Raw genomic sequence first — 26,932 nt, 5'->3', positions numbered from 1 at the left:
CGGTTTTTGCCGAAATACGAAATATCGGAACAGCTACCCAAAAGACAACAAGTCGAAGCTATTTATTTAAAATCGCAAAAACGGGTCAGGTCATTTTATAACATCGACTTGATGGATGTCAGCCAGTTCCCCTATCCATACAATGTGCTTTTGTCCAATTGGGATGCTAACCGGAAAATGCGGGTCAAGGGACGTTACAGGAGTTTATGTGTCACAGAAAATGACGGGGAGAAATCCATTACCGTTTCGGTCGCAGAAACCTTAGATACCGGTTATGACCTGTATTATATACCTGTCGCGTCGCTTTACAAAGGGCTGCAGGACAAGGCCGATGAATGGCTTAAATTGTTGATGGGGGTTTGTGTTTACCTGTATCGTAAAGCCGGGGTCTGTCACTACCGGGACAGCGAAAGCTACATCTGCTATTTATATGATATTATGGATGGCTGGATAGAAGATGATAAGGGGAGCATGGATGATGAAGATTATAAAGAACAAAGGTCTAACCTTGACGAAATGCTGGCAATCGGCGAAAAAATTGAACCCTATTTAGCGGATGAAAGCTATTTATTACTGTTACAAGACCTTATCCAGGCTTGTGAACCTCAAAGTAAATTTCAACAGGATTGTCTAAAAATAGCCAAAGAAACATTAGCGGTTTGGGTGGCATACCCCTACGCAAATCTCTATCAAAATGTAGCGCAGGAAGACGAGGATGAAGATGACTACTACGGGACGGGGAAAGTTTTGGTCACAGATTATATATCCTTCATTGGCGAAACTTCGGGGGCGGTTTACGAAAACATCAAAAATATGCTGAACGACGATTTTAATGAACGTTCAGGTACGCAAAATTTCGAGGTAAATATCGCTTTCAACAAAGAAAAAGGAAGCTATCATGACCAATTGGGTTATGAGGAAAAAGTAATTGAAATTATTAATGAATTGTGTTGCCTGTTAACTGAACTGCCATGAACGATTTGACCAACAAATTCGGAAACTTATCTCACCCTACCAAAGCCTTTGTCATATTTGAGGGGAAAAATAATGATAATCAAAACAGCGTTCACGTGGAATGCTATGATATCGACGAAGATGGTTTACCCATTAACGCCCATCCGCTTTCGGTCAGGGAAGCGAACAGCTTGGCTAAATCTTTACAGGTAAGGGAGAAAAAACAATGCAATTTTTTGAACCCGAAAGAATTGCTTAGCCCAAACGTGGTGTTTTTGAAAACAGGGCATGATGGTTATGCCTTATGGCGCACACCCGAACAAAAGACAAAACTACTGTTTACCGACAGTTTAGACATTCCTTGCGGTGAAGGATACATACCCGCCCTGCTATGGAAGGCGGGCAAAAACAGTCTTTCCGTCTTTTCGGTAAAGGACGAAACAATTACGGCTACTTCACTGCTTTACCATGCCCCTTTTTTCAATATCTATGCAGGTGGCAGGGTATGTATGGGGAGCGTAGCAGTGAAAATCCCCAATAATTGCCACCTCGAAGATTTTATGGCCTTATGGCATAACTATTTCTTTAACAGCTATTTCAGCCACCTTTTTGATGGTCACCAACCTGTAAAAGGCAACATCATCCAGTTATGGCAAAACCAAATTATACACGGCACTCCGTTTCCAAACGACTGCCTTATCCCGAACAATATCTCTGTTAAAAAGCTGATCGCATGAAAACAAGTGTACATATTACTGACAACTATATCATCAACCCGACCAATCCGTTAACTGTCAACTTAATCGGCGCAGGCGGAACAGGGAGCCAGATGCTTACGGCTTTGGCACGCATTAACTATGCACTGCTTCACCTTGACCATCCGGGATTGTCGGTGACCGTTTACGATGATGACCGGATTACCGAAGCCAATATCGGCAGGCAGTTGTTTTCCGAGAGTGAAATCGGACTCCATAAATCCGTAACGCTTGTAAACAGGTATAATGTTTTTTTTGGTACAAACTGGAAAGCCAAAGCCCGGCGTTTCGGGAATGATCTATATGACATTGACAGCTACAGGGCAAACATCCATATTTCTTGTGTAGACACGGCCAAATCCCGTTTCGAAATCAGCGAGCTTCTTTACGAAATGAACCTGAGCAAAAGATATAATCGGGATCAACCGCTTTACTGGCTGGATTTGGGAAATAGTAAAGATACGGGGCAAGCCATTCTTTCAACCATAGCAAATATCAGGCAACCTGAATCTGAAAAATTTACCACTGTAAGTAATCTGCCATTTATTACAGAAATGTTCCGGGATGAGCTGGAACAGGCGGATAAATCCGACAACACGCCCAGTTGCTCATTGGCAGAAGCATTGACCCAACAGGATTTATTTATCAATCCTGCAATCGCCATTCTGGGCGGAGAATTACTTTGGCAACTCTTCCGTGAAGGAATGATTTTTAACCGTGGCGCGTTTATTCATCTTAAAAACTTCAGAACGCAACCGATTAAATTATCCTAAAAAATTTCGCCCCGGGATACCGGGGCGAAAAAGGACATGTCGCTTGACTTTGGTTTGTACCCCATAGGGTTTGGTCTGGCCGGAATTGTGCGCATAGAAAGATCACTTGCTGAGTAAGAGGTTTAATTTTGCCATATCCTCACTAACCTTTTTTTCAATCACTTTAGCATAAACCTGCGTTGATCTCATCGTGGTGTGCCCAAGTAACTTACTGACTGTTTCCATCGGAACCCCGTTTAACAAGGTCACGGTAGTCGCAAACGTATGCCTGGCGATGTGAAAGGTCAGCACTTTGGTAATGTCACACCGCTCTGCCAGTTCTTTTAGGTAACTATTCATCTTTTGATTTGAGATCATCGGAAAAATAGTGCCGCCGGATCTCGCTCGGATATTATTTTTGTAACGCCCCATGATTGTTTTTGCCTGATCAAGCAGCGGCACGTCAACCGGAACCGTTGTTTTTTGGCGGGAAGTTTTGATCCAAAGTTCTCCGTCCTGCCCTTTTACTATGTTTTCGTAAGACAGATTAGCAACGTCCACGAATGCCAGACCCGTGTAGCAGCAGAAAACAAAAATATCCCTGACCACCGATAATCGCGGGAGCGACAATTCTTTTTGTTCCAGGGCCGCCAGTTCATCACCTGATAAATAATCTTTCTCCACCCTGTTGAATTTTAATTGAAATTTCTCAAACGGGTCACGGTGTATCCACTCTAGTTTATAAGCCAGATTAATCATCTTACGGAAACGTTCGAGGTGTTTCATGATACCATTATTCGTAAGCGGTTTCTGATGGTCCACCGGTACGCGTTTACGAAGAAAGGTTTCGAAATCGAGGATGAATTTATAGTTAAGTTCGGTAAGGAAATACGCCTTCCTTTTGAAATGGGCCTGCACAAATTCTTCGATATATTTTTGAGTGGTGTAATAGTTTTTCATCGTGCCGGCCGCAAGCACCCCGGCAGAAGTTTCATTATGATAGGTAGCGATCTCAGCTAAAGTGTGTTCGTCACTACCTGTACGAAGAAAGGTTGCTTTGACCGTTTCTACAGTTATGACCTTCCTTTGTAACTGCAAATCCTTATAACATGCTGTGATGGATTGCCTAACCTCCTCCAGGTAGGCGTTAATTTTTTTGCCTTCAGCCGTATTGTTTTTACCAAGTCCTTTATTAATATCCCAGCATTTGACGCTAACTTTTTCCTGTAAAGCCATGAGAGATTTTGTGCCATTGACCGTAATTCCCGCATAAATCGGTGCGATTCCGTCTTTTTCTTTGTCTACTCTTATCGTAAAATAGACCCCAAAGCTGTTAGTTGTTTTCATATCATTTGATTTTAATTGAGTTTCATTTAATTTTTCAGGTAAATAAACTGACTCAAATAGGGCGCAAAACGATGTAAAAACAGGCAAAATTCGTCAATTTTGAACGCTTACAACTAACTGTATAACAGCTACTTACATCACTTTTGAATACCTCAAATCTAAAATAAAATTTTAGGTGTGCACTTTGGTATCCAACAACTTGATAAACTATGCGTTTTTTTGATGATTTGGGGAAGGGCTATAAAGCACAAAACCCTGTAAATCAGATGACTTACAGGGTTTTGATTCTTTTTGATATCGCTATCCGTCGGGATGGCAGGATTCGAACCTGCGGCCTCCACATCCCAAATGTGGCGCGATACCGGGCTACGCTACATCCCGATTGGGATTGCAAAGGTAGGATTAAAAAACACTGCTGCAAATATTTTTTCAAATAAATACGACAGCCAATTAAACACCTTCATTAAACATTTAATAATCATGTATATACCAGTTTAGCTAACATTTTGTGCAACAATTACATCACAACTAAGCAACAATTGTATGACATTACGATATTAAATTAAACTTCGTCGTAATTTCACGGTCATCAATTTTAAACAAATACCGACATGAAAAAATGTGTGTTATCATTACTGCTGATTGCATTTTGCATTTCGCAAAACTTTGCCCAGGACAAGTTAAAAAGTGTACAAGCTGCTGGTTTATGGGCTGTACAAAATGTTAAAATTGATGGCAACATTGCCGAATGGAACAATAATTTTCAGGCCTATAACAAAAACGTTAAGCTATACTACAGCTTAGCTAACGATGAGAAATATCTATACCTGGTTGCAAAATCAACCGATGCTACCAATAATGCCAAAATTGCCGCGGGTGGTATCACGCTTAATGTAAACACCGATGATAAGAAAAACGAAAAGGATGCCTTCAGCTTAACCTATCCTGTTGTAGGCAGAGCAGTTGGACGTGGCGGACGGGGACGTGGTGGTTTTGGTGGGGGAAGAAATGGCGGAGCGCCTTTGTCTGACTCGGCTGCTAAAGCAGCTACTGAAGAAGCGCACAAGCAATTCATCGAAGCAGCTAAAGAAATTAAAGTTTTAGGCTTTAAAGACATTACAGATACCTTGATATCTATCTATAACGAATACAGTATTAAAGCATTGGTAGGATATGACGATCAGGGTAGCCTAACTTATGAAATGGCTGTACCGCTTAAAATCCTTGGCTTATCTGCCGACTCACCAAAAGAATTTGCTTACCAGATAATGCTTAGCGGCATACCAGTTCCTGCTACCGGCGGCTTTGGTGGAGGTGGCGGAGGACGTGGCGGTCGTGGTGGCGGCGGCGGACGTGGTGGTTCCGGCGGCGGACGAAATAATATTGACTACCAGGAGCTGTTAGCTCCTACCGATTTTTGGGGTAAATATACTTTAGCCGAAAAGTAAGTTACCCTGAACCATTATATACTTATACCCTAATATGAAAAAACTTTTACCGATTATACCCATCTTATTTTTATTGTTGATATCGTCAAAAATATCGGCACAAAATAAACCTGCGCAACCGCCTCCCCCCCTACCTTCACGCGAAGTGAGTGGTGTGGTAAAGGATGAGAAAGGAGAAACCGTTATTGGCGCGCTGGTGACTTTAAAATCAGCAGTGGACACCATACGAACCGCCACAAACGAAGATGGTATATTCGTGTTTAAAGACGTAAAAAAGGCCGTATTTAACGTAACTGTTTCAAGTATAGGCAGTACAACGTTTGTGAAAAAATATCTTAATAGTGATATAGCAAAGAAAATAGTTCTCGACCCGATAACGCTAAAGACTGAAACCAATCAGCTTAACGAAGTAAAAATCAATGGCACGCCCAGTGTAACCTATAAAACAGATACTGTTGAATACCGCGCAAGCGATTATAAAGTACGGCCCAATGCCACCATCGACGAACTGTTAAAGAAAATGGAGGGTATGGAAGTTGGCTCAGATGGATCATTAACACACCAGGGTGAAGCAGTTGTTAAGGCCAAACTGAACGGTAAGGAATTTGCAGGCGGCAGCGTATCACAAGCCCTTAAAAATTTACCAGCAGATATAGTTGAAAAGCTACAGATAGTTGACGATTATGGCGACCAGGCTGCCCGCACCGGCATTAAAACAGGAACTCCGCAAAAGATCTTAAATATCACCACTAAACCCGACAGATCTGTAGGTATCACCGGCCGTACAACCGATCAGGCAGGTAATAACGGCAGGTATAATGCTTCTGTCTCGGTTCAGCATATAGATGCTAACCAGGTAGTAAGTGTTATTGGGGACGCTAAAAGTACCGTTGACGGTATTGGCGGTGGTAATCCGGGCACTACACATACAGGTTCACCAAATGTGAGCTATCGTGATCAGTGGAGTAAAAAAGTGCAGGTTAATACCAGTTATGGTTATTGGTTTAATAATAATAATTCAATAAACCACCAATTTGGCAACTATGTCACACAAAAAAGCGAAACAAATTTTGGAGGGCCTGTAAAATTTGATCAGCAGGGAAGCGCCGAAAATCACGGTAATGGACAAAACGGGCATTTTCAAATTGAAATACAAGCTGATAGCCTGAATTTCATCCAGATAAATCCGAATTTTGGCATTTCCAATTCATCAAACTCAAACAATTACAGACGAAATGAAACCGATGATTTCAGTAACAGTCTTGGTGTTTCAAATTTTCAACATCTTTTAAGTGATGGAGTAAGTACTAACACAGGTTCGAATACAAATTTTGGAGCAAATGCGCTTTATGTACATCTCTTTAAAAAACCTAAAAGGAATATTTCAATCAATTTAGGCTATTCGCATAACGACAACACGAATGATGGTAATACAAACAAACATTACCTTTATTTCAAAGACACCACGATGAACACCGTAATAAAAGACTCTACGGTGCATCTTTTAACTAACAGGCATAACATAAATACATCGTTCAACGGTTCTGCTACCTATACTGAACCCTTAAGTCTGATTTCTTTATTAGAATTCAGAGGCGAATTCTCAAAGTCCGACAATTCAGCAAATTCTCAGCAGACAGAAATCCGCAAAGATGTCAATGGTCAGGATTCAATTGTTCATCGTCCTGATTTGAGCAACATTTACAACTTCACAATCACCCAATCAAGATATACAGTTAATTATCGACTGGATGGAAAGAAGGTAAACATGTCTATTGGTGCAACCGCAATAAATTATGACTTATCGGGTACAAAGGTTGATAACAGTATAGCTCAAAATGTTTCAAGCTCACGCCATAATTTTAAAGTAATACCTGCATTCCGGTTCTCATACTCATGGTCACGTACTGAAAGAGTGGAGTTAAACTATAATGGAAACAATATTGATCCGTCATTTGATCAAATACAACCTTTTACAGATCGCAGTAATCCTTTGAACGTTATCGTTGGTAATCCTAACCTGGACCCTGGCTTTAATCACTCCATCAACGGAAAGTATAACAATTACCTGGCTAACTCAAGGTTTAATATTAGTGTTAGTGGTTATTTGAATTTGTATACGCACAAGGTTACTACTAACGTTTTAACAATTCCAATCCCAAATGATACCACACATTCTACCTACCGGGAGGTACACTATATTAACCTTGATGGCTCATATGCATGGGGAACCGGTTATAGCATCTCTAAGCAATTAGATGACAGGAGATACAATTTCTCTTTAAACGGAAGCGTAAATTACAATTATGCAACTGCAGAAGAAGCCAACAATATATTTCACCAAACTACATGGTCATTTGATAACCGGTTTGGGCCAAGGATCAATCCGAATGACAACATTGAAGTAAACCCTTATGTAGGCTATACTTTAACACGTAATTTTAGTTCGATAGCTCAAGCCATGGGTACCCAATATTCAACTACTAAATTTGCTATTGACGGTAAGTTTTACTTTAAGCAAACTTACCAACTCAATTACAGTGCAAGTAAAAACCTGGTATCAGGGGTAAAGGGCAGCACCAATCCCTTTGTTATCAATATGGGCTTCCAGAAGGAGTTCCTGGAAAAGAGAAACCTGGTATTTACCTTTGACGTATTTGACGTACTACATCAAAACGACTTCATCCTGCAACAACCATTCGCCGGCGGACAGATAAGTACGATATCTAACACCAACAGCCGCTACTTCCTGGTGGGCTTACGCCTTAACCTGCAAAAATGGGGAGGCCGGCCGCAACGCAACGGCAAGAACATGCAGCGCCGAGGCGACGGCAGCTTTATATACAACTAAGCTATTGTATTGCTAACGCGATAGTAAAATCCTTGACCTATCAGGTCAGGGATTTTTGCTTTTCACGGGATATCAGGTGTATGTTTTTGTTTCACGAGAGTGTGAAACAGATGAAACAAGTGAAACAACTTTTTTTAATAATCTCCTAAAATACAGCCGATTAATAAAATACGGTGAAACAAAATGAAACAAAATCACTGACAATATAATGCCACCACATTTATAAACAAAAAGGCGATAAGTTTAAAAACTCATCGCCTTTTTGTTTATGTTTTTATACTGGTTATTTCTTAACCGAAAATTTATAGTATGACGATGTTTTATAAGTTTCTCCCGGTTTTAAAGTAGTTGTCGGAAATGAAGGCTCGTTTGGTGAATCAGGGAAATGCTGGGTTTCCATAGCAAAAGCTGTTCTGAAATCGTCCTTGCTGCCGCCTTTAAATGTATTCTTGCTCTGCATAAAATTACCGCTGTAAAACTGCAGTCCCGGCTCCTGGGTATACACATCCATTACCACGCCGCTCTTGTCGCCAATTACTGTAGCCGCGTGCGCGAATTTACCAGGCGCTGTGCCCGATAATACGAAGTTATGATCGTAACCTGTACCATTTTTTAACTGCTCGTTCTTGTCTTTAATTCTAAGGCCAATAGCTGTTGGTTTATTAAAATCAAACGGTGTACCTGCAACCGGTTCTAATTTGCCTGTAGGTATCAGCGTTGAATCAACCGGGGTGTATTTATCAGCATTGATCTGTACAATGTGGTTTAATATGGTACCACTACCCTCTCCATTTAAGTTAAAGAACGCGTGGTTGGTCAAATTCATTACCGTAGTTTTATCAGTTGTAGCTTCATAATCCATATGTAACTCATTTTCATCATTAAGGCTATAAGTAACCTTTACTTTTGCATTCCCGGGGAAACCGCCTTCCATATCTTTTGACAGATAGCTTAGTTCTAAAGTATGATCATCGGGCATTTTAGCATCAAACATCACATACTGAAAACCAGCCTTACCACCATGCAGCGTATTAGGGCCATTGTTTATGGTAAGTGTAACCTGTTTACCATCTAACATAAATTTGCCTTTTGCAATACGGTTGCCGTAACGGCCAATGGTAGCGCCAAAATAGGGTTCGGTAGATTTTTTATATTCTTCGGCAGTTTTAAAACCGGTAACCACGTCAATTATTTTACCTTTTTTATTCGGTACGAACAAGCTTACCAAGCGGCCGCCATAATTTGTAAATATAGCCCGCACATTATTTTTATTTTTCAGGGTATAGAACGATGCATTTTTGGTTGATGTATCTGTCTTAGCTACCGAATCGGTTTTTACGCTATCTGTAACAGTTGTTTTTGTTGACGAATTACAGGCTGCCACCAAAAGCAGGGCAGGCAACGCACCCGCGATAAATTTTAAGTTCATGTTTTTAATTTAAGTTATATGAATTGGTTTATTTTTTTATTTGTTCTTTCAGCCATGCGGTAAGCTCCTTCGCCGCGACATCATTATGATATCCGGCAGGTAACCGACCGTTTACATACTCATTATACAACCACGGATCGCCCACGGCAAACACCGTACCTTTTCCATATTTAGCGGTAGCAGCAATCACTACGGCCCCATCCGCCGATTTAAATACAGGTTTGCCTTCTGGGTTATTTATACTGATACTGCACACGTCTTTCAAAAAAAGCGTAGGCTTTGATCTGAATATGTCATTATCGACGTATATAACCTCACCATCTTTAAAATGTTTATCATCCACAACATGATTTTGCAAATCATTATTAAAATGTAAGCCAAATTTTGCAGCCAAATTATTAAAATGCGGCAATTCTACATTAGCGCTGTCATTGGCCATTATAACCAATATACCGCCTGCTTTTACCCAGGCCGCTATCTGCTCAACATCTTCAGCTTTAATATAATTAGGATTAGCGGTTTCTTTTTTTGTATCCGGGTCTACAATAATATAAACATTGCTGTTTTTCAGATTCGAAACCGATGGCGCTTTATCTAATGTGTCCAGCTTAAAACCATTGGCTTTAAATATATCACCCCATATACTAAAGCCCGAATCTCTTTCATCACTCCATAAATAATGGAAGCGTTCAGTTCCGTGTGAAGTTTTATACGTTTCGTGGTTAAAATAACAATCGAGCATTACCGTTTGCGCATAAGTTACCGGCGTAATTTTCGATAAAATTATTAATGTACAAACAAAAAACCTGTTCATGTGTAAACTATCAAATTATTGAGGTTGCCCAACTGGTAATGGCCGCGCCTAATGCGCAATAAATATAGTTAAAACAGGTAAACTAAATTTATTTTTAATCTAACCTGACAGGTTTCATTTTAGGTACCAGGAAATGCATGATCAGCCAGGCTAAAAGATATGCCCCGCCACAAACAAAAAACATGATATAATAGGCTACTTCAATCTTGTGGATACTGCGGTAATAAACAAAAAGGTTCTTCTGTACAAATAAAGAAAATAGTACGCCACCCAATGACCCAAACATACCTCCTATACCGGTAACAGAGCCTACCGAGTTTTTGGGGAACATATCAGACACGGTTGTAAATATATTAGCGCTCCAGGCCTGGTGTGCCGATGCCGCTATACCTATTACAATAACAGCCAGCCACATATTTATACCACCTAAAAACTGCGCGAATACAATAGGGATAACAAATAGCGCGTAAATAAACATGGACGTTTTGCGGGCCTTAAATGTCGGCCAGTTTTTACGGATCAGGCTCATGGGCAGCCAGCCACCCGCGATACTGCCGACCGTAGACATGGTGTACACAAACGCGACTGGTAAAGCTATAGCCGTACCCTTAATGCCATATTGGCTCTCTAAAAAATCGGGCAGCCAAAATAAGTAAAACCACCAGATTGGGTCTGTTAAAAACTTGCCTACCACAAATGCCCAGGTTTGTCTGAATTGAAGCAACTTACCCCACGCAATTTTTTGCTGCGCGATTTCAGGAACTGAATTCTCAGGATCATTATTGATGTAATCTAATTCGTTCTGTGTTACATATTTATGTTTTGAAGGTGATTGATAAAAAAAGTACCAGAATATGAGCCAAATAAACCCGGTAGAACCGGTAATAATAAAAGCCCATTTCCACCCCCACGCAGACGCAATAAAAGGGACTGTTAATGGTGCCACAATAGCACCAACATTTGTACCCGAATTGAATATGCCTGTAGCAAAGGCTCGCTCTTTTTTAGGGAACCACTCGGCTACGGTTTTAATAGCGGCCGGAAAGTTACCCGCTTCGCTAAAACCTAACGCAGAACGTACAAAACCAAATCCGAATGTGCTTGAAACAAGGGCATGCCCCACTGCAGAAAGACTCCACAAAAGCGTAGACATAAAATAGCCTATCTTGGTACCCACCTTATCAATAATGCCGCCTGCGGTAATAAGTCCAAGCGAATAAGCCAGTTTAAAAGCAATTTCGATATTGGCGTAGTCACCGTCAGTCCACTTAAACTCTTTTGACAAGGTTGATTTCAGCAAGCTTATAACAGCCCTGTCAAGGTAATTTACCGTAGTGGCAAAAAACAGCAGCGCACATATTACCCAACGGTAGTTGCCGGTAGTGGTTTTTTTCATAATCGGTTATATCAAGGTAGATATTTGGTTGTACAATATAGCATTATGCTGCCATATTATACGCCACTAAATGCAGAAAATCCGCCATCTACGGTAATCATCGATCCGGTGACAAACTTAGAAGCATCGCTTAACAGCCAAACCAAAGCGCCTATCAATTCATCCGGGTTGCCAAAACGTTTAAACGGCGTGTTCCTGATCACCCGCTCTCCCCTGTCCGTATAGCCGCCATCCGGCTTGGTCAATAAATTACGATTTTGTTCGGTCAGGAAAAAGCCCGGTGCTAATGCATTCATTCGGATGGCATCGCCGTAACGATTAGCCAGTTCAACCGCGAACCATTCGTTATAACAATCAACCGCAGCCTTACCCATATTATACCCCAACACACGTGTAACAGCGCTTTTTGAGTTCATGGAGGATATGTTTACTATACTGCCTTTACCGGCAGTTTTAACAATAGCTTCGCCAAATATCTGTGTAGGTATCAGTGTACCCCAAAGATTAAGCTCTGTTACCTTTTTCATTCCGGCCATATTCATTTTAAACAAGTCCTGGTCGGGCAATAAAACACCCTCTGGCATATTGCCGCCGGCGCCATTAACCAAGCCATCAATACGGCCGTAGGCTGCCAAAACTTTGTCTTTGGCAGCTATCAGCGCATCCTCGTCCAACGCGTCAGCTATTAGCGCTATGGCCTGCCCGCCGCTGGCGTTGATAGCGGCAGCCCTTTCTTCGGCAATTTGTTCATTTCTGCCTAAAATACCTACAATGCCGCCTGCTTCGGCTATGCCGCTTACAAATGCTTTACCCAAAATGCCTGTACCGCCGGTAACTACAATTACCTTATCTTTTAATGAGAAACTGTTTTCCACCTTTATATTTATTTAAGATCTGTGATATTTAAAATGTCCATATCAGTATAATCCAGGTTCTCGCCTGCCATACCCCATATAAAACTATAACTTGCTGTACCGCTACCCGAATGGATACTCCACGGCGGCGACACTACGGCTTCATGATTAGCCACAACAATATGCCGGGTTTCATTCCCCTCGCCCATGTAATGAAATACCCGCTGCCCGTCCGGAACATCAAAATAAAAATAGGCTTCCATACGCCTGTCGTGCACATGGGCAGGCATAGTATTCCAAACACTGCCCCCGGCTAAGACAGTTAGCCCCATTACCAACTGGCAACTTTGGATACCTTCTGTGTGGATGTATTTATTGATGGTTCGCCGGTTAGCGGTCGACGCATCGCCCGCGTTTACTTTTATGGCTTGCGCATGTGTTAATAGTGTAGTTGGATAGGCAGTATGTGCGGGGCATGACAGCAGGTAAAACACAGCAGCGTCATTAGCATCGTCACTTGAAAATTTTATGCTTTTAACACCTTTACCTATGTAGAGGCAATCCAATTTATTTAGTGGATAAACTTCGCCGTCGACAATAACCTGCCCGCTTCCTGCTACGTTGATGATACCTATTTCGCGGCGCTGTAAAAAATAATCGGCTTTTAAGTTGGGGTAGTTTTCAAGTTCAAGCTGTCGGTCAACAGGGTTTGCAGCGCCTACTATCATCCTGTCGTAATGTGTATAGACGCAATTGACCTGATCAGGCTTTACTACACCGTCCAATAAAAAACGCTCACGTATGGTAGCCGTTTGATAGGTTTTAAAATCATCGGGATGGACGCTGTGGATAGATTTCAACACATTTAGATTTTTTGGTTATAAAGGCAATTTTACAATTTATCACCCATATTAAAAGCCAACCCATCTATATTTTTACGCAAACGATGTAGACTTACAAATGGCTATGTAATTTTTTAATGATCGAAACTAAATATCCGCCTAAATACTTGTATCATTGAGTATTGAACCGATTGTTTCCGCTCTGAAGGAAAACCTAAAATATACCTTTATGAAAAGTAAAATCACTTTAAAGATTCTAATTTTGGCTATACTATGCTTTACCGGCGCAACTGCATCCGCACAAATGACAGAAAGCGCGGCAAAGGCATGGGTAAAAAAAGGAGAATGGCGAAATAGTTTTAAGCTAACCCTTTACCCCGGCCTGGATAACGTGGAGTTTGCCAAACAATACCAAGCCAATAAAAAATATTGGGATGAAGCTTTTGCATTTATTAGCAATACCAAGCTTGATACGCTATCGGCAGGTAAACATGCAATTGACGGCGAAAACGTGTTCGCGACAGTAAGCGACGGACCAACAAAAGAGCTGGATAAAACCGGCTGGGAAGCACACCACAAATACATAGACCTGCATTTAGTGATCAGCGGGAAAGAGCGTATTGGTGTGATGAATCCGGCAAATGCCAAAGTCACCAACCCTTATAACGAAGCAAAAGACCTGGTTAATTTTGACAGCAATACCAAAGGCGATTATTACACTGCCGATCCGGGAACACTTTATATATTCTTCCCGCAAAACTCACACCGTCCCGGGATTCGTGTTGATGGTTATGACAAAGACAAGAAAATGGTGATAAAGATCAGGATGGCGGAGTAACTCTATTTATAACACAAGTTGCGCGTGTAACTTTGTCAATGTTTCCAAAGGATCTGCCGACAAACCCGGATGAACCTTTGATGCCTGCACAACCGTACTGCGCGTGGCTGTTAACCATCTGAAACGTGATGCTTCATCCAGCTTGGCTATAGGGCCACCTTCCACACTTCCTTTGCAGATCTGTTCAAATGCCTGAAGATTTGCCTTAATTTGCTGTGCTTCGTCTTTGTTGGTAAAACAACAGATCTTTGCCTCATTAACGGTGATGATAGCTTGCAAAAAGTTTAGTTTTTTACAATACAGCACCACGCCAACATTCATAAATTCCTCACGTTCTACCCTTGGTACAACGCGAACTACGGCGTACTCAAAAACGTGTTTCCCGGGCATTTTTTGCTTCTTTTATAAATATATCAGACGCTGCTATCCGCAGCAATAAAAATTGAACATAGACTTCACGACGTTCCGCAGCGGCTTCAATATCATCTGCCAGCCACTCGTCAGGAATTAAAGCGGCTATATCACGAATCAAAGTTTCATTTAAGATGGCTTTAAACTCTAAGTCAACCGACTCCAGCTCCGTTGCCCATGGTAATAAAACATGGTCTTTTACCTGCACAAACGGCCGAACCGCCTGTTCTTTCCAGTTACCCCATGAATGATGAAAATAAAGCGCGGCACCGTGATCTATCAGCCACAGCTCTTTATGCCAGATCAGCATATTGGTATTACGTGGTGTGCGGTCTACGTTGGTCAATAGACAGTCTAACCAAACGATCTGCGAGGCCAGTCTGGCATCAATAACGGTAACCGCAGGATCATAAGTTATAGCGCCCGAAAGATAGTGTAATGCCAGGTTCAGGCCTACGCTTGCTTTAAGCAGATCCTGTATTTCTTCATCAGGCTCGGTACGACCAAAGGCTTCGTCTAAATTGGCAAATACCAGTTCAGGTACTTTTAGTCCTAACGCGCGTGCAAGTTCGCCGCCTATTAATTCGGCTATGAGCGCCTTTACGCCCTGCCCTGCACCCCTAAATTTAAGTACATACAAAAATTCGTCATCAGCTTCGGCTATGGCCGGTAATGAGCCGCCTTCGCGCAAAGGGGTAACGTACCTGATAACATTTACTGTTCTTAGTTCCATTTTGATCGGGGCTAAACTACTCAATTATCTTAAGAGACTAAAAGCCTCATTACATAATCAGGTAAAATATTATATTTGAAGTATCTTACCCTAAATCATCTTACATCTATGAAAATAAATCTTACTATTCTTTTACTCTTTTTTGCAAGCCTTAAAGCTTTTCCGCAAACAAAAAACAATTTGTCAGTACTTTATGGCATTGGCTCTGCAGACGTAAACATTCACGGTGTGGTAGGCGATTTTGGATATCAATCTGAAAGTGCCCATACATTTGGTTTAAGTTATACCCGTTATATAAATAAGATATTTTCTTTAGAAGCTGATCTTACTTTATTAAGTAACAACATCAAAGAAACATCAATAATGCCCGGTAACCCACCGCCGCTATATGATAAAATTAAGATGGTGACCATTCCGGTTTTAGGAAAAGTTACCTTTTTGAAATACCTATATGCCGATGCCGGGTTTACATTTGATTTTCAAACCAATTATTCTTCTGCCTCTGTTGCACCAAAACAATCGGGTATTGGCTTTCAGGGAGACATCGGTGCTAAATATACCTTTGGTTCGATCACGATATTTGCAAGCCCTTATTTTCAATACCACAGTATAGTAAGGTTTGACAAAGACTCGGAATTTAACCTTACAAATACCGGGTTTAAATTTGGTGCCGGTTATAACTTTTAAGTAAACTTCTTAGTCAACGTTTATCCGCGACAAACTAAAAAATTGTTTTTTATCACAGTGTTATCAAGTAATCTGGAAACATCGTGATCAGTTATCAACTATGCTTTTTTTCACCGGTACCAAATCCGATATTAAAGCCCGGTTGATAACTTATTGTTCCGTTTAAATCAATAAAGTTAAATACTGCCTGTCCCCAAATACCATTTGCAATATTGAAATCACAGCCCACTGAGGCGGTTGTGCTGTTTGCATTGTTTCTACGATCAAACTGCACTTGTGCAAATCCCTTAACACTATTAGATCCATAGTAATAACGTGCGCCTGCCGAATATTTTTTCTGCCATCCTACACTATCAGCCATGGCAAACTTTGCGCCTATTAATACCTGCCCTTTTTTACCGACGGGTAAGCCGGCACTTGTCCATAAACCAACTTGCGATGTCTTTAAATTTTTTAATAAAGAATCCTTCGAGGTTTGCAAAGTTGCTAATCCAGCTTCCCATGTAGGCGCATTCCAAAGTGATTCGCGGTACTTATTGCGCAGCTTTTCCATGTCGGCAGGTTTTACAATATCATCAGGTATAAACTGGGTTTCAAAAGCGAGTAACTTATTATATAACACGGTGTCTTTAGCCAGCTGTTCTCTGAAAGCTATCTGCGATATGTTTAAATTATTTTGTTTGATATAAGCTGGTATAGCTTTGTCTTCGGCATTTACCGCAGCACCAAGGCTTGCAAGTATATCTTTTAAGTAGGCGGTATTGGTACGTAAGTCGGTTTTATCAATGATGGTAAAACGGATACCTTCGGCGGTTGAATAACTTCCTTTATCGCCCATTGATGTCCCAAAAGATAGACGGGCTCGGTATAAAAATTTATTTTTATTATAATCGTTTAAGCTGGCGTTGCCATTTAACAATAACGGAGATATTTCAACAGCCAGGCTTTTCGGGATAGCCGCGCCATTGGTAACAAAATAATTGCCGATACTTAAAGCGACACTCCTTACAGATGATGGCTTTAAGATGTTGTCAGGATCGGTTCCCAAAATTTTAAATGCCGGCGACTCAGGAATTGAATAATCCAAATTGCCCCAGCCTGCCTTAAACTTTACACTATCTTGCGCTCTTACTTCAACGGATACAATGGCAATAAGCACCATTAACAAAAAATATTTTTTCATGGTGCTATTGTATATGATAGGATGTCTGTTCTGAATTTTCTCCTGGTTTTAATGGCCCTGTCAACGTAATTACAGGATCGACCTTGACGTCCTGCTGACTTAAAAACAGATCCAAAGTATATTGAATTGTGCCATCCGCAGCAGGATCCATGAATTTCAGCGTGAAACCTAAATAAAAATCTATATAGTAAGCAGCGTCTTTAGGTAACGTTACAAGGCTTGGATTATTAATACCTGTATCTCCAGTAAAACGATCATCAATGGTATCACCATCCGGTTTATACACAGTTATAGAAAAACTAATAACGATCAATGACTTTGCTTGTATTCCAACCGTGATCTTCCCTTTTGCGGGATCTATTTTTATAGGTGTCATAAGGTTAATAACATATAACAATTGCCTATTTTAAAGCAAATTACCTTGCTAATATATGTATTATAATTAATCAGCAGAGAAACATTAATCGAAAACCACTGCAAACCGTATTTTGCATTTGTCGATAATTATTTTTTAAATTGGCAGAATGAAAAATAACCTGATTTTACTTTTTTTCTTGTTTGTAGCAGCATCTGCAACAGCGCAAGACTGGCCTAACATTAAACGTTATGAGCAAGCTAACAGCCAGGTAGCGCCAGCCAACGGCAAAAAGACCGTGGTATACATGGGCGACTCTATCACCGATTTCTGGATCAATAATGACTCGACCTTTTTCAAAAGCAATAATTATATAGATCGCGGCATAAGCGGGCAAACAACCGGGCAAATGCTGGTACGTTTCCGTGAGGATGTGATCAATTTAAAACCTGATGTGGTAGTGATACTGGCAGGCATTAATGATATTGCCGAAAATAACGGTCCGTCAAAACTGGAAGATGTTATGGGCAATATCATGTCGATGGCCGAGTTAGCCAAGGCTAATCACATTAAGGTTGTATTATCATCTGTTTTACCCGCAGCGGCATTTCCATGGAGGCCGGCTATAGATCCGAAAGAAAAAGTAAAAGCCTTAAACGATATGCTCAAGGCTTATGCTGCTAAAAACAATTTTGTTTACCTGGATTATTTTACCGCTATGGTTGACGAGAACAGGGGATTGCCAAAAACCTTATCAAAAGACGGCGTGCATCCAACACTTGAGGGTTACAAGGTAATGGAGCCTTTGGCACAAAAAGCCATCGGGCAGGCATTAAAAACAAAACAATAATATTTTGATATATTAAAACAAGAAGCCAGTTAGTTTAGGCTGGCTTTCTTATTTTAAAGAGTATTATTTTACCTCTGCTAAATACTTATGCACAAAGCTTATCGCCATTGATCCTTCACCTACGGCAGATGCTACCCTATTCATCGCTCCTGCACGAACATCGCCTGCGGCAAACACTCCGGGGCAACAGGTTTCCAACAAGTAAGGATCGCGCTTTTGTTTCCAGATCTTTTCGTAGTTATCATATTTTTTAAGCTCGCGGCCGGTTTCGATAAAACCTTTATCATCTTTCAAAATATCTAGGCCTATCCAATCGGTAAACGGTTTAGCGCCAATAAAAATATAAAGCGCATCAGCTTGCTTCACTTCCTCGTTGCAATTGGTTACATCAATAAGTGTCAACTGTTCCAGTTTATCTGTTCCTCTGGCCTCACCTATTTTAGTTTTCGGGCAAATGTGAATGTTAGGAGTCGCGTCTATCTGGTCGATCAGATAGGCGGACATGGTTCGGCTTAGATCATCCTTACGAATAACGATCCAAACATTTTTAGCGAACTTAGATAGGTACATAGCTGCCTGCCCGGCAGAATTGCCGCCACCTACAATGAATACTTCTTTGCCTTTACAGGCCGTGGCCTCGGTCATGGCAGCACCATAGTAAACACCGGCACCTGTAAAACTATCTATACCTTTAGTATCCAATTTCCGATAATCTACACCTGTAGTAATGATCACACTACGGGTGTTAATAGCCGTTCCATCCTCTAATAACACTTTTTTATAGCCATCAATTTGTTCAATGGATTTTACAGTTTGAGGTGATATAAATTCAGTTCCTAATCGTGCTGCTTGTGTCATTGCCCTGCGTGAAAGCTCTGAACCGCTCAACCCTGTCGGGAAGCCGAGATAGTTTTCTATTCGCGAACTTGTACCGGCCTGTCCTCCGGGCGCGCGGCGTTCTATCAAAAGGGTTTTCAAGCCTTCTGATGCGCCGTAAACCCCGGCTGCAAGGCCGGCAGGACCAGCACCAATAATTACCACGTCATAGATCTCCTGGCGGTCGACATGTGGATTTAAACCTATCTTGTCGGCAATTTCTGCAATGTTTGGTTGAATCAAATGAGTGCCATCTTCTAAAAAAATAACAGGCAATTGCTTAACATCAAGTTTATTCACCTCCAGGAGTTTTTTTCCTTCGGGATCAGTTTGAATGTCCAGCCATTGATATGGCACCAGGTTACCGGCCAAAAAATCCTTTACCTCGTGCGATTGCAAAGAGTATTGATAACCTATCACCTTAATGCCTTTAAATACCGGGTAATAATCAACCTGCCAGTCTTCCAGCAGATCATCAATCACCGGGAACAATTTCTCTTCAGGCGGATCCCAGGGCTTGATCAGGTAATAATCCAGTTTAACGGCGTTAATGGCTTTTATTGCCGCATCCTTGTCAGAATAGGCAGTTAGTAAAACACGTTTTGCATCCGGAAAAAACTCCATCGCTTTCTCTAAAAAGCTAACGCCGTCCATTTCAGGCATCCGTTGGTCAGAGATGAATATGGCTACACTTTCTCCTTTATTTTTTAGTTCAAGTAAGCTGTCTAACGCTTCGCTTACTACTGTGGTGCTTAATATTTTGTAATTGTCGCGGTATTTACTTTTCAGGTCGCGTGTTACCGCCCTTAATACCTGGCTGTCATCGTCAATACAAAATATAATAGGCAAATTTTTCATTTTTAAAACCTCAATTATTATCCGTTTATAGGAAATTCAACTGTAAAGGTAGTCTGTCCCGGCACAGAATTCACTTTAATATTTCCACTATGTTGTTTAACTATCCGCATCACTACATCCAAGCCAAGTCCGGTGCCTTTACCAACCTCTTTTGTAGTATAAAAGGGGTCAAATATTTTGCTCTTTATTTCTTCGGGGATCCCGCTGCCATTGTCGGTGATCGCTATGCTTACGCAATCTTTAGCTCTTGATGTTTTAATCTCGAGTGTTCCCTTTCCGTTTGGTGACATGGCATCAATGGCGTTATCTATCAGATTGGTCCATACCTGGTTCAGCTCACCTATCATGGCATTTACTTTTGGCAAAGTATTATCAAAATCTTCTACTACATGCACATTACCGTGTTTAAGTTTATGCTGCAATAAGGTAAGTGTATTGCGTATCCCTGTGTGGATATCGGCATATTGCTTGCCAGATCCCTGGTCCATGTGAGTAAAGCTTTTTACCGCCCCCACCAACTCAGCAATACGGCGGGATGCAGCATCAATATCCATCACCATTCTTTCTGTCACCAAATTATTATTGATCCAGCCAAACACAGGCGAAATGGTTTCTACAGGGATATGCGCTTTAAAGTCTTCAAGATCGTCAAGCGTAAAACCAAAATCTACCAGATTTTCTGCTATTTCCTGGCTTTTCGGGATTTCCAGATCATCCATCCAATCGGCAAGCTCGTCCTCCAGTTCAGACCGTTGCATCATTGATAAAGCAGGCCTTTCTGTTTTTGATAAAACAGCGAATAATTTCCCGCTGACATAGTCAACGTTTTCAGCACTGATCTTGGTTATGGTGATAGCTTTAAACGTTGCGGGCGCCAGTTTAAGGTGTTGCAATAACGACTCGGCGCCGCGTACAATAGCCGCGGCAGGATTATTCAACTCATGAGCCAGGCCTGCAGATAATTTACCCAGAGCCATCATTTTTTCATTTTGCTGCTGAAATGATGTGTAATCCCTAACCCTGTTGGTCATTACATGAACCAATGCCTGCGTCAGTTCAAATTGCGTGCGGATCATTTCTTCTGATTTTTCAATCGGGAAAAACAGGTATTTAAGATCTTCCAGTACTTCGCCGACTCCCGGAAATGTAATGCCTCTTGAAAATGGCAAATAGCCGGTTATTGCTTTTGGCCCAAACACAGCAACTTCTTTCAAACCGTCACCCTGCACCACGCATAGCCTAAATTTCCCTTCAATAAGAATATAAGTTCCGTTCATCCGCTCGCCAATCTTAAAGACACGGCCTCCGGCTTCTATTTTCAACTCTTCGCAACGGTCATATAACCATTCCAGTTGTGTGGCGGGTACATCCTTTAATGCCTCAATACTTTGTAGCCAGGCTATAGTTTCTGTTTTCATTTGGCGGGCTTTTGGATTGGAAAGTTAGGAAAAAAGCTGCGTTAAAGTAAAGATGATAAGCTTAAATTATGGGCAGACTACATATTTAAAATGCACGAAGCTGCAAACTAATCATTTGCAGCCTCGTGCATTTTTATGCGGATATTTATTTAATGTGACAGCCGCATTAAATTTTAACACTGTCGCATAGTGCTCATTTTGGTTATTTAGCTTGTCTGATCACCGAGAATACGTGATAACCGATACCTATGGCTATTGCAACGATGGCCTTATGTAGCGGGAATAAGCCGGTACCTACCAATTGTAAAGTACCGATCACAAATAGCGGAATGTACAATAAAAAGCCGGTTACTACGCCCGGCGAGTAAGCTTTCAGTTTGAGAACACCCCATAAATGAAAGCAGGCATTAGCTGCTGCAATGGAAGCATTAAAATACCAGAACGAATAACCCAGGCCGGTGTTACCAAAGTAAAGCGCCAGCGCGCAGACAAACATCATCAGGGTGTTGATCCAGACCAGGAAACCGGTATTATTTTTCTTTTCGGTTTTTGGTGGCATTAGCTGGGCGTACCAGTCGACAAAACCGCCAGGAACTAAAAACTCTTCGGTTACATGCAGTATGACAGCTGCGGTCAGTAAAATAGCAAGTGTTGAAAAAGTGACATTCATGATCATAAGTTCTTTAAATAGTTATTTATTTCGTTTGCTTGTCCAATTAAAGCGATATATCCATCCGGACGAATCAAAACGGCGCCTGAACCGACACCATAAGCCAATTGAACAGTTTCTTCAACCGACAAGATTTTAATGCGCTCATTAGATTGAGCTTTGGTGTTAAAAACCAGTAATTTCCATTCGGTTCCGCGCAATTGTTCAGATAGCCAGCGTCCATCTGACAATTGCACATCCGGCGCGCGATCTCCTGCTTGCAAACCAGTCAATGTAACGATATTGCCTACGTTCAGGGAACTGCCACGATAATTCAAATTAAGTTGCGTGGTGTCGGCTGTGCCCAAACTTTCAAAACCGCTTTTTCCGCTGGTAGCCCCGGCCATCATTACTTTTTGTCGTTGCGAGGTCGTTTCCAGCAGCCAGTCGGCAATGGGTATGCGTTCCTCGTCATAGGTATTTAGTAGTTGGTCGTTAGCTTCACCATTTATCACAGCAGCCAGTTTCCAGCTCAGATTGTATGCATCCTGAATGCCCGTATTCATCCCCATGCCCCCGGCAATGGAATGCACATGGGCGGCATCACCCGCAATAAAAGCATTCCCTACGCGATAAGTTGCTGCCCGGCGAACATTCACCCGGTAAATGGACTGCCAGGTGCTATTGGTGAAAGTTACCCCCTCCATCTGCGTGCGTTCTTTGAACAACTCATTAAAGCCTTCTAAGGTTGGTGTGGGCACATTACCGTTCTCATCCGGCGGTACGACAGCTTGTAATTGCCATTTATTGCTATTCTTAAACGGAAACAAAGCCATCGCAATACCGTAAACAGGGCTCAGCCAGTTATACCAGGCATCGGGCTTTAAACCATCTACTTCCACATCGCCAACCCAAAGCTGTTCTTCCTGGTGCGTTTCGCCTAAAAATTGGATACCCAGTTTTTTGCGGGTGGTGCTTTTGCCGCCGTCACAGGCTACCATGTAAATTGCATTAAGTTCTTCGCTCCAGTTGGGGTGTTCCAGCCGGCAAATAATCCCCTCATCAGTTTGAGTAAAATCAATGAGTTCGGTTGCCCATTCCACTTTGCCGCCTAACTCTTCCAACCTGGTTCTCAACGCACTTTCAACCGCGGGTTGCGGCAACAACAAGGTTTTAGGGTAACGGGTATCGGTACGCGGAAAGCCGGTGCGCGGTGTTTCGCCCATCAATTGATTACCGATAAATTTACGATAAGGTAGTTCTGTAATACCGATCTCCATTAATTGCTCAACGATCCCTAAATCATTCAATATTTCTAGGCTGCGGGGTTGCAGCGCTTTTGCGCGTGAGCCTTGAGATGCAGTTGCAGCACGTTCAATGATACGGAAAGGAACATTCCTGCGGGCAAGCTCGCAGGCTAAGGTCAACCCTACCGGGCCGGCACCTATAATTAATACTTTGGTATGATTCATAGCATGATTCTTTTGTTGGGACAAAATTATCCGCTATGCCTGGGGCGCAACGATAACAATTGTTAATTAATTACTTGCGATTACGGATGCGGCTAAGCGATACCGAAGTGATCCCTAAAAAAGAAGCGATATAATGTTGCGGTATACGCTGAATGATCTCGGGGTGATGGGCCAATAACTCCTTATATCGTTGCTCCGGACTGTCTTTAATGTGCGCGACAAACAATTTATGCATGTACATCAGTCGCTGCTCAATATATTGCACATAAGAAGCTTTGGCCAAAGGATTATTTTCCTGGGCGTCCCTGAACCGTTCCATCGGCACGCTATAAACCACGGCCGGCTCAAGCGTTTCAATACTGTACCAGCTTGCAGCACCCGAAGTCATAGACTCAAAGGAAGAAGCAAAACTTCCCTCAAATAAAAATTGAAAAGTCACTTCTACCCCGTCATTATTAAACCAGCACCGGCAGCAACCCTGATCAATAAAAAATAGCTTTTTAGCCGCCGCGCCTTCTTTTATCAATAAAGTCTTCGGGGGAAGCTCTTCCCGGGTATACGCATTTTTAATGCGTTCAATAAAATCAGCGGCTTCAGGCATAATCAAAGATAATGATAAGAACCCATTTTATGACTAACCAGGCCACCAATATCGAAGAGCTTACTCGTCAGCAAGCCCTATCGATACTGCCGCACCTTACCCGGAATTGATTCCATCACCATCAGCAACAAGCTGAGTAGATTCTTCCCTCGTATTTGACTCCCGGTTATATGCAATTTAAACTGACTATAATATTGGAGGCTTTAAAAACCGTACATACCTCCTGAAACGGAGATCTGTTCGCCGGTTATCCAGGCTGCATCGTCAGAAGCAATAAATACCGCAGCTTTTGCAATATCTTCAGGCTGCCCCCTACGCCCCAGCGGGGTATTGGCGATAAACATTTTTTCATAATCACTACCTTTCGTAACTCCGGCATTAGTTGCACCTTCTGTTTCTGTAGCACCCGGCAAAATAGAATTGATCCGAACATTTTTCACACCCAGTTCTTTAGATAAAGCTATAGTAAATGCGTCAAGAGCAGCTTTGGTTGCCGAGTACAATGAGGCCGATGGAAGCGGGTATTTACTGGCACCCGAACTGATATTGATAATATTGCCGCCTCTATTGCCAAACAGCTTCAACGCGGCCTGAATGGTCATTACAGGTCCTAATACATTAACGTTGAAACTTTGATGAAAATCGTTTACCGATATTTGTTCGATAGGTGCATAGCCCTGCGCAACCGCATTATTGACCAGGATGTCCAAACCGCCAAAAGCCTTTTGTGTTTCTTCAAATAACCGGCTTACATCGTTCTCATTAGAAACATCGGCCTGTACAGCGATAGCTTTTCCGCCATTATCAGTAATTGCCTTTACCACTTTATCTGCGCCTTCTTTACTTGACGAATAATTCACTACAACCTTTGCGCCTGCTGCAGCAAAGTGTTTGGCGATAGCTGCACCTATACCTTTTGAGGCCCCGGTTACTACTGCTACTTTATTTTCTAATTTGTTCATTTTGAGAATTTTTTAATTATTTAGCCAAATAAGTCATACCGCCATCAACAAGAATTTCGGTACCGAGGATAAACGAAGAATCGTCTGAAGCAAGGAAAACTGCTGTTTTGCCTATGTCGGAGGGTTGACCGATCCTGCCTATCGGCATTTCACCTGCGAAATGTGTTTTTATAGCTTCAATTTGTTCAAGGGGAACAAACTTTTCAAAGGCCGGTGTATCCGTTGTACCTGGTGTGATCACATTTGCCCTGATTTTTCTGCCTAGCAGGTCACTCGAAAAAGCCTTTGCCAAAAAGACAACGGCCGCCTTTGCAGCACCATAAAGCGTGAAATTTGGATATGCCCGGTGTGCTGCATTTGAACCTATCAAAATAATAGAACCACCATCGTTCATATAAGGCAGTGCTTTTTGAACAGTGAAGTAAACGCTTTTCAGGTTCAGATCCATAGTCTTGTTGTAGTCAGCTTCGCTGGTAGTTTCCACTGTTCCGACAGTTCCGGCACCCGCGTTGGCTACAATAACATCTATTTTACCAAATTTTTCAGCTGTCTCTTTAAACACACTGTCCAGGTCGTCTGCATTGGTTACATCGGCATTGATAGCTATAAAACTATTTCCAAGCTGAGCCGCAGCAGTAGCTAAGGTATTTTGGTTTCTGCCCACGATAGCGCCAACTGCGCCTTCATTTTTAAATGCTTCGGCGATACCAAAGCCGATACCGCTATTGCCGCCGGTAATAACGGCGACTTTCTTACTTAATTTATTCATGATCTTAATCTTTGTACTTGATACACAAAGATGCTGCGCCAAGACAAGCTGTGAATTGACATGAATCATTAAATATGCTTGATAAATGTCAATTCAAACGAATGACATCAATCATCATTTATTTATAAATAATTGTAAAACAGAAATATTACGGAATTTATTTTAAGGTGTTTTTCCTGATCCTGCTCAACGTTTCAGGTGAAATTCCCAGATAGGAAGCGATCATGTTTTGCGGGAATCGTTTTAAAAAATGCGGATAATTATTAATGAGATCTTCGTAACGTTCTTCTGCGGTATAACTAATTGCAGCATGCACCCGTTTTTGGTTGGCTATCGCGTAGTTTTGTTTGATCACCTCCTGCATAGCGGTAAATGCAGGGATAGGCGCAAAGAATTCTTCGACCTGGGCATTGGTAACCTGTAAAATTTCCATATCTTCTAATGCTGCTATGTTATAGCGGCTTGGTGTTAAATGATAATAACTTTCAAAATCGGCAAGCCACCAATTTTCCACGCTTAATTTCAAGATATGTTCGTTTCCTTTTTCGTCAACGGTAAAAGTCTTGGCAGCTCCCTTTACGATAAACCCGGTGTACTTACAGATATCTCCTTCCTGCAAAAAATATTGGCGCTTCAGGAGCTTTTTAGGTTTCAAATGGGCCATAAATACTTGCTTATCATCCGCTGAAAGCATTTTTCTGGATAAGTTTTGAATGTAATCGAAAAACACTTCAAAATTCGACATTGTCATAAGTTATGATCCGCAATTTACTGAAGATGCCCTTACAGACAAAACATTTTTGTTTACTACATAAATCAGCCTCTCAA

Annotated in this window: 26 protein-coding genes and 1 tRNA gene; 8 read left to right on the top strand and 19 right to left on the bottom strand. The window is 41.7% G+C overall.

Annotation, left to right across the window (positions count from 1 at the left end; genetic code table 11):
* Nucleotides 1–6: 6 nt before the first annotated feature.
* Genes FO440_RS14355 through FO440_RS14345 form a run of 3 tightly spaced genes read left to right on the top strand, consistent with a single transcriptional unit; the run spans nt 7 to nt 2,482 of the window.
* Entirely contained in the window at nt 7–975 is a 969-nt protein-coding gene (locus tag FO440_RS14355) for a hypothetical protein (protein WP_144248954.1), read from the top strand.
* Nucleotides 972–1,691: a PRTRC system protein B gene (locus FO440_RS14350; RefSeq protein ID WP_144248953.1), complete on the top strand. Its 720-nt coding sequence runs from the start codon at nt 972–974 to the stop codon at nt 1,689–1,691. The genes FO440_RS14355 and FO440_RS14350 overlap by 4 nt, the downstream gene beginning before the upstream one ends.
* Nucleotides 1,688–2,482 (top strand): PRTRC system ThiF family protein, encoded by a 795-nt coding sequence (locus tag FO440_RS14345; protein WP_144248952.1) that lies wholly within the window; start codon nt 1,688–1,690, stop codon nt 2,480–2,482. The genes FO440_RS14350 and FO440_RS14345 overlap by 4 nt, the downstream gene beginning before the upstream one ends.
* Before the next feature lie 102 nt (nt 2,483–2,584).
* On the opposite strand, the gene FO440_RS14340 is transcribed toward FO440_RS14345, so the two are convergent.
* Nucleotides 2,585–3,808 (bottom strand): site-specific integrase, encoded by a 1,224-nt coding sequence (locus tag FO440_RS14340; protein WP_144248951.1) that lies wholly within the window; start codon nt 3,806–3,808, stop codon nt 2,585–2,587.
* A gap of 307 nt (nt 3,809–4,115) precedes the next feature.
* A tRNA-Pro gene (locus tag FO440_RS14335) sits at nt 4,116–4,189 on the bottom strand.
* Nucleotides 4,190–4,419: 230 nt separating this feature from the next.
* On the opposite strand from FO440_RS14335, the gene FO440_RS14330 reads away from it, so the two are divergent.
* Nucleotides 4,420–5,256 carry a hypothetical protein gene (locus tag FO440_RS14330; RefSeq protein ID WP_144248950.1) on the top strand — a complete coding sequence of 279 codons (837 nt, stop codon included), beginning with the start codon at nt 4,420–4,422 and terminating at the stop codon, nt 5,254–5,256.
* A 34-nt stretch (nt 5,257–5,290) separates the two neighbouring features.
* On the top strand, nt 5,291–8,107 hold the full coding sequence (locus FO440_RS14325; RefSeq protein ID WP_144248949.1) for an outer membrane beta-barrel protein: 2,817 nt from the start codon (nt 5,291–5,293) through the stop codon (nt 8,105–8,107).
* Nucleotides 8,108–8,390: 283 nt separating this feature from the next.
* Here FO440_RS14325 and FO440_RS14320 read toward each other — a convergent pair whose 3' ends face one another.
* The 5 genes from FO440_RS14320 to kduI form a co-directional block, all read right to left on the bottom strand.
* On the bottom strand, nt 8,391–9,536 hold the full coding sequence (locus tag FO440_RS14320; protein ID WP_144248948.1) for an aldose epimerase family protein: 1,146 nt from the start codon (nt 9,534–9,536) through the stop codon (nt 8,391–8,393).
* A gap of 28 nt (nt 9,537–9,564) precedes the next feature.
* Entirely contained in the window at nt 9,565–10,350 is a 786-nt protein-coding gene (locus FO440_RS14315) for a DUF4350 domain-containing protein (protein ID WP_144248947.1), read from the bottom strand.
* 94 nt (nt 10,351–10,444) lie between these two features.
* On the bottom strand, nt 10,445–11,746 hold the full coding sequence (locus FO440_RS14310; protein ID WP_144248946.1) for an MFS transporter: 1,302 nt from the start codon (nt 11,744–11,746) through the stop codon (nt 10,445–10,447).
* A 56-nt stretch (nt 11,747–11,802) separates the two neighbouring features.
* Entirely contained in the window at nt 11,803–12,621 is an 819-nt protein-coding gene (locus FO440_RS14305; protein WP_144248945.1) for an SDR family oxidoreductase, read from the bottom strand.
* Nucleotides 12,622–12,629: 8 nt separating this feature from the next.
* Complete coding sequence (kduI, locus tag FO440_RS14300; RefSeq protein ID WP_222103983.1) at nt 12,630–13,463, bottom strand: 5-dehydro-4-deoxy-D-glucuronate isomerase; 834 nt, start codon at nt 13,461–13,463, stop codon at nt 12,630–12,632.
* A 208-nt stretch (nt 13,464–13,671) separates the two neighbouring features.
* Here kduI and FO440_RS14295 point away from each other — a divergent pair, with 208 nt between their 5' ends.
* Entirely contained in the window at nt 13,672–14,280 is a 609-nt protein-coding gene (locus tag FO440_RS14295) for a YhcH/YjgK/YiaL family protein (RefSeq protein ID WP_144248943.1), read from the top strand.
* 6 nt (nt 14,281–14,286) lie between these two features.
* Here the strand turns inward: FO440_RS14295 and FO440_RS14290 are convergent, their stop codons facing one another.
* Nucleotides 14,287–14,670, bottom strand: a complete 384-nt coding sequence (locus FO440_RS14290; RefSeq protein ID WP_144248942.1) for a DUF3037 domain-containing protein — start codon at nt 14,668–14,670, stop codon at nt 14,287–14,289.
* A complete protein-coding gene (locus FO440_RS14285) occupies nt 14,648–15,424 on the bottom strand; it encodes a HipA family kinase (RefSeq protein ID WP_144248941.1) in 777 nt (258 codons plus the stop codon). Before FO440_RS14285 ends, FO440_RS14290 begins: the two co-directional genes overlap by 23 nt.
* A gap of 108 nt (nt 15,425–15,532) precedes the next feature.
* Between FO440_RS14285 and FO440_RS14280 the strand changes: the two genes are divergently transcribed.
* Complete coding sequence (locus FO440_RS14280) at nt 15,533–16,111, top strand: outer membrane beta-barrel protein (protein WP_144248940.1); 579 nt, start codon at nt 15,533–15,535, stop codon at nt 16,109–16,111.
* A 94-nt stretch (nt 16,112–16,205) separates the two neighbouring features.
* Here the strand turns inward: FO440_RS14280 and FO440_RS14275 are convergent, their stop codons facing one another.
* Both FO440_RS14275 and FO440_RS14270 read right to left on the bottom strand, forming a co-directional pair.
* Nucleotides 16,206–17,294, bottom strand: a complete 1,089-nt coding sequence (locus FO440_RS14275; protein ID WP_144248939.1) for a hypothetical protein — start codon at nt 17,292–17,294, stop codon at nt 16,206–16,208.
* Nucleotides 17,295–17,298: 4 nt separating this feature from the next.
* Complete coding sequence (locus FO440_RS14270; protein ID WP_144248938.1) at nt 17,299–17,670, bottom strand: hypothetical protein; 372 nt, start codon at nt 17,668–17,670, stop codon at nt 17,299–17,301.
* A gap of 148 nt (nt 17,671–17,818) precedes the next feature.
* Between FO440_RS14270 and FO440_RS14265 the strand changes: the two genes are divergently transcribed.
* Nucleotides 17,819–18,499 carry an SGNH/GDSL hydrolase family protein gene (locus FO440_RS14265; protein ID WP_144248937.1) on the top strand — a complete coding sequence of 227 codons (681 nt, stop codon included), beginning with the start codon at nt 17,819–17,821 and terminating at the stop codon, nt 18,497–18,499.
* A gap of 63 nt (nt 18,500–18,562) precedes the next feature.
* On the opposite strand, the gene FO440_RS25055 is transcribed toward FO440_RS14265, so the two are convergent.
* The 8 genes from FO440_RS25055 to FO440_RS14225 all read right to left on the bottom strand — a co-directional run bounded on the left by FO440_RS25055 (nt 18,563) and on the right by FO440_RS14225 (nt 26,849).
* The gene (locus tag FO440_RS25055) at nt 18,563–20,233 is read right to left on the bottom strand and encodes an FAD-dependent oxidoreductase (protein WP_144248936.1); all 1,671 of its coding nucleotides are present in this window, start codon (nt 20,231–20,233) and stop codon (nt 18,563–18,565) included.
* Between the two features lie 17 nt (nt 20,234–20,250).
* Nucleotides 20,251–21,651 (bottom strand): sensor histidine kinase, encoded by a 1,401-nt coding sequence (locus tag FO440_RS14255; protein ID WP_144248935.1) that lies wholly within the window; start codon nt 21,649–21,651, stop codon nt 20,251–20,253.
* Between the two features lie 202 nt (nt 21,652–21,853).
* Complete coding sequence (locus FO440_RS14250) at nt 21,854–22,321, bottom strand: HXXEE domain-containing protein (protein ID WP_186292675.1); 468 nt, start codon at nt 22,319–22,321, stop codon at nt 21,854–21,856.
* A 2-nt stretch (nt 22,322–22,323) separates the two neighbouring features.
* On the bottom strand, nt 22,324–23,772 hold the full coding sequence (locus FO440_RS14245) for an FAD-dependent monooxygenase (protein WP_144248933.1): 1,449 nt from the start codon (nt 23,770–23,772) through the stop codon (nt 22,324–22,326).
* A 70-nt stretch (nt 23,773–23,842) separates the two neighbouring features.
* The gene (locus FO440_RS14240) at nt 23,843–24,373 is read right to left on the bottom strand and encodes a Crp/Fnr family transcriptional regulator (RefSeq protein ID WP_144248932.1); all 531 of its coding nucleotides are present in this window, start codon (nt 24,371–24,373) and stop codon (nt 23,843–23,845) included.
* 203 nt (nt 24,374–24,576) lie between these two features.
* Entirely contained in the window at nt 24,577–25,335 is a 759-nt protein-coding gene (locus tag FO440_RS14235) for an SDR family NAD(P)-dependent oxidoreductase (RefSeq protein WP_144248931.1), read from the bottom strand.
* Nucleotides 25,336–25,351: 16 nt separating this feature from the next.
* Nucleotides 25,352–26,104, bottom strand: a complete 753-nt coding sequence (locus FO440_RS14230; RefSeq protein WP_144248930.1) for an SDR family NAD(P)-dependent oxidoreductase — start codon at nt 26,102–26,104, stop codon at nt 25,352–25,354.
* 157 nt (nt 26,105–26,261) lie between these two features.
* Complete coding sequence (locus FO440_RS14225) at nt 26,262–26,849, bottom strand: Crp/Fnr family transcriptional regulator (RefSeq protein ID WP_144248929.1); 588 nt, start codon at nt 26,847–26,849, stop codon at nt 26,262–26,264.
* Nucleotides 26,850–26,932 lie beyond the last annotated feature (83 nt).

It is taken from the genome of Mucilaginibacter corticis (genome assembly GCF_007558865.1).
Lineage (GTDB): Bacteria > Bacteroidota > Bacteroidia > Sphingobacteriales > Sphingobacteriaceae > Mucilaginibacter > Mucilaginibacter corticis.
The sequence above is the reverse complement of the archived record's forward strand: the minus strand, read 5'-3'. Positions and strand labels throughout refer to the sequence as shown.

Bases quoted from the DNA above. Each gene is read 5' to 3' on its own strand.
- FO440_RS14350 (WP_144248953.1), top strand. From the start codon at position 972: ATGAACGATTTGACCAACAAATTCGGAAACTTATCTCACCCTACCAAA.
- FO440_RS14345 (WP_144248952.1), top strand. From the start codon at position 1,688: ATGAAAACAAGTGTACATATTACTGACAACTATATCATCAACCCGACC.
- FO440_RS14340 (WP_144248951.1), bottom strand. From the start codon at position 3,808: ATGAAAACAACTAACAGCTTTGGGGTCTATTTTACGATAAGAGTAGAC.
- FO440_RS14330 (WP_144248950.1), top strand. From the start codon at position 4,420: ATGAAAAAATGTGTGTTATCATTACTGCTGATTGCATTTTGCATTTCG.
- FO440_RS14325 (WP_144248949.1), top strand. From the start codon at position 5,291: ATGAAAAAACTTTTACCGATTATACCCATCTTATTTTTATTGTTGATA.
- FO440_RS14320 (WP_144248948.1), bottom strand. From the start codon at position 9,536: ATGAACTTAAAATTTATCGCGGGTGCGTTGCCTGCCCTGCTTTTGGTG.
- FO440_RS14315 (WP_144248947.1), bottom strand. From the start codon at position 10,350: ATGAACAGGTTTTTTGTTTGTACATTAATAATTTTATCGAAAATTACG.
- FO440_RS14310 (WP_144248946.1), bottom strand. From the start codon at position 11,746: ATGAAAAAAACCACTACCGGCAACTACCGTTGGGTAATATGTGCGCTG.
- FO440_RS14295 (WP_144248943.1), top strand. From the start codon at position 13,672: ATGAAAAGTAAAATCACTTTAAAGATTCTAATTTTGGCTATACTATGC.
- FO440_RS14290 (WP_144248942.1), bottom strand. From the start codon at position 14,670: ATGCCCGGGAAACACGTTTTTGAGTACGCCGTAGTTCGCGTTGTACCA.
- FO440_RS14285 (WP_144248941.1), bottom strand. From the start codon at position 15,424: ATGGAACTAAGAACAGTAAATGTTATCAGGTACGTTACCCCTTTGCGC.
- FO440_RS14280 (WP_144248940.1), top strand. From the start codon at position 15,533: ATGAAAATAAATCTTACTATTCTTTTACTCTTTTTTGCAAGCCTTAAA.
- FO440_RS14275 (WP_144248939.1), bottom strand. From the start codon at position 17,294: ATGAAAAAATATTTTTTGTTAATGGTGCTTATTGCCATTGTATCCGTT.
- FO440_RS14270 (WP_144248938.1), bottom strand. From the start codon at position 17,670: ATGACACCTATAAAAATAGATCCCGCAAAAGGGAAGATCACGGTTGGA.
- FO440_RS14265 (WP_144248937.1), top strand. From the start codon at position 17,819: ATGAAAAATAACCTGATTTTACTTTTTTTCTTGTTTGTAGCAGCATCT.
- FO440_RS25055 (WP_144248936.1), bottom strand. From the start codon at position 20,233: ATGAAAAATTTGCCTATTATATTTTGTATTGACGATGACAGCCAGGTA.
- FO440_RS14255 (WP_144248935.1), bottom strand. From the start codon at position 21,651: ATGAAAACAGAAACTATAGCCTGGCTACAAAGTATTGAGGCATTAAAG.
- FO440_RS14250 (WP_186292675.1), bottom strand. From the start codon at position 22,321: ATGAATGTCACTTTTTCAACACTTGCTATTTTACTGACCGCAGCTGTC.
- FO440_RS14245 (WP_144248933.1), bottom strand. From the start codon at position 23,772: ATGAATCATACCAAAGTATTAATTATAGGTGCCGGCCCGGTAGGGTTG.
- FO440_RS14240 (WP_144248932.1), bottom strand. From the start codon at position 24,373: ATGCCTGAAGCCGCTGATTTTATTGAACGCATTAAAAATGCGTATACC.
- FO440_RS14235 (WP_144248931.1), bottom strand. From the start codon at position 25,335: ATGAACAAATTAGAAAATAAAGTAGCAGTAGTAACCGGGGCCTCAAAA.
- FO440_RS14230 (WP_144248930.1), bottom strand. From the start codon at position 26,104: ATGAATAAATTAAGTAAGAAAGTCGCCGTTATTACCGGCGGCAATAGC.
- FO440_RS14225 (WP_144248929.1), bottom strand. From the start codon at position 26,849: ATGTCGAATTTTGAAGTGTTTTTCGATTACATTCAAAACTTATCCAGA.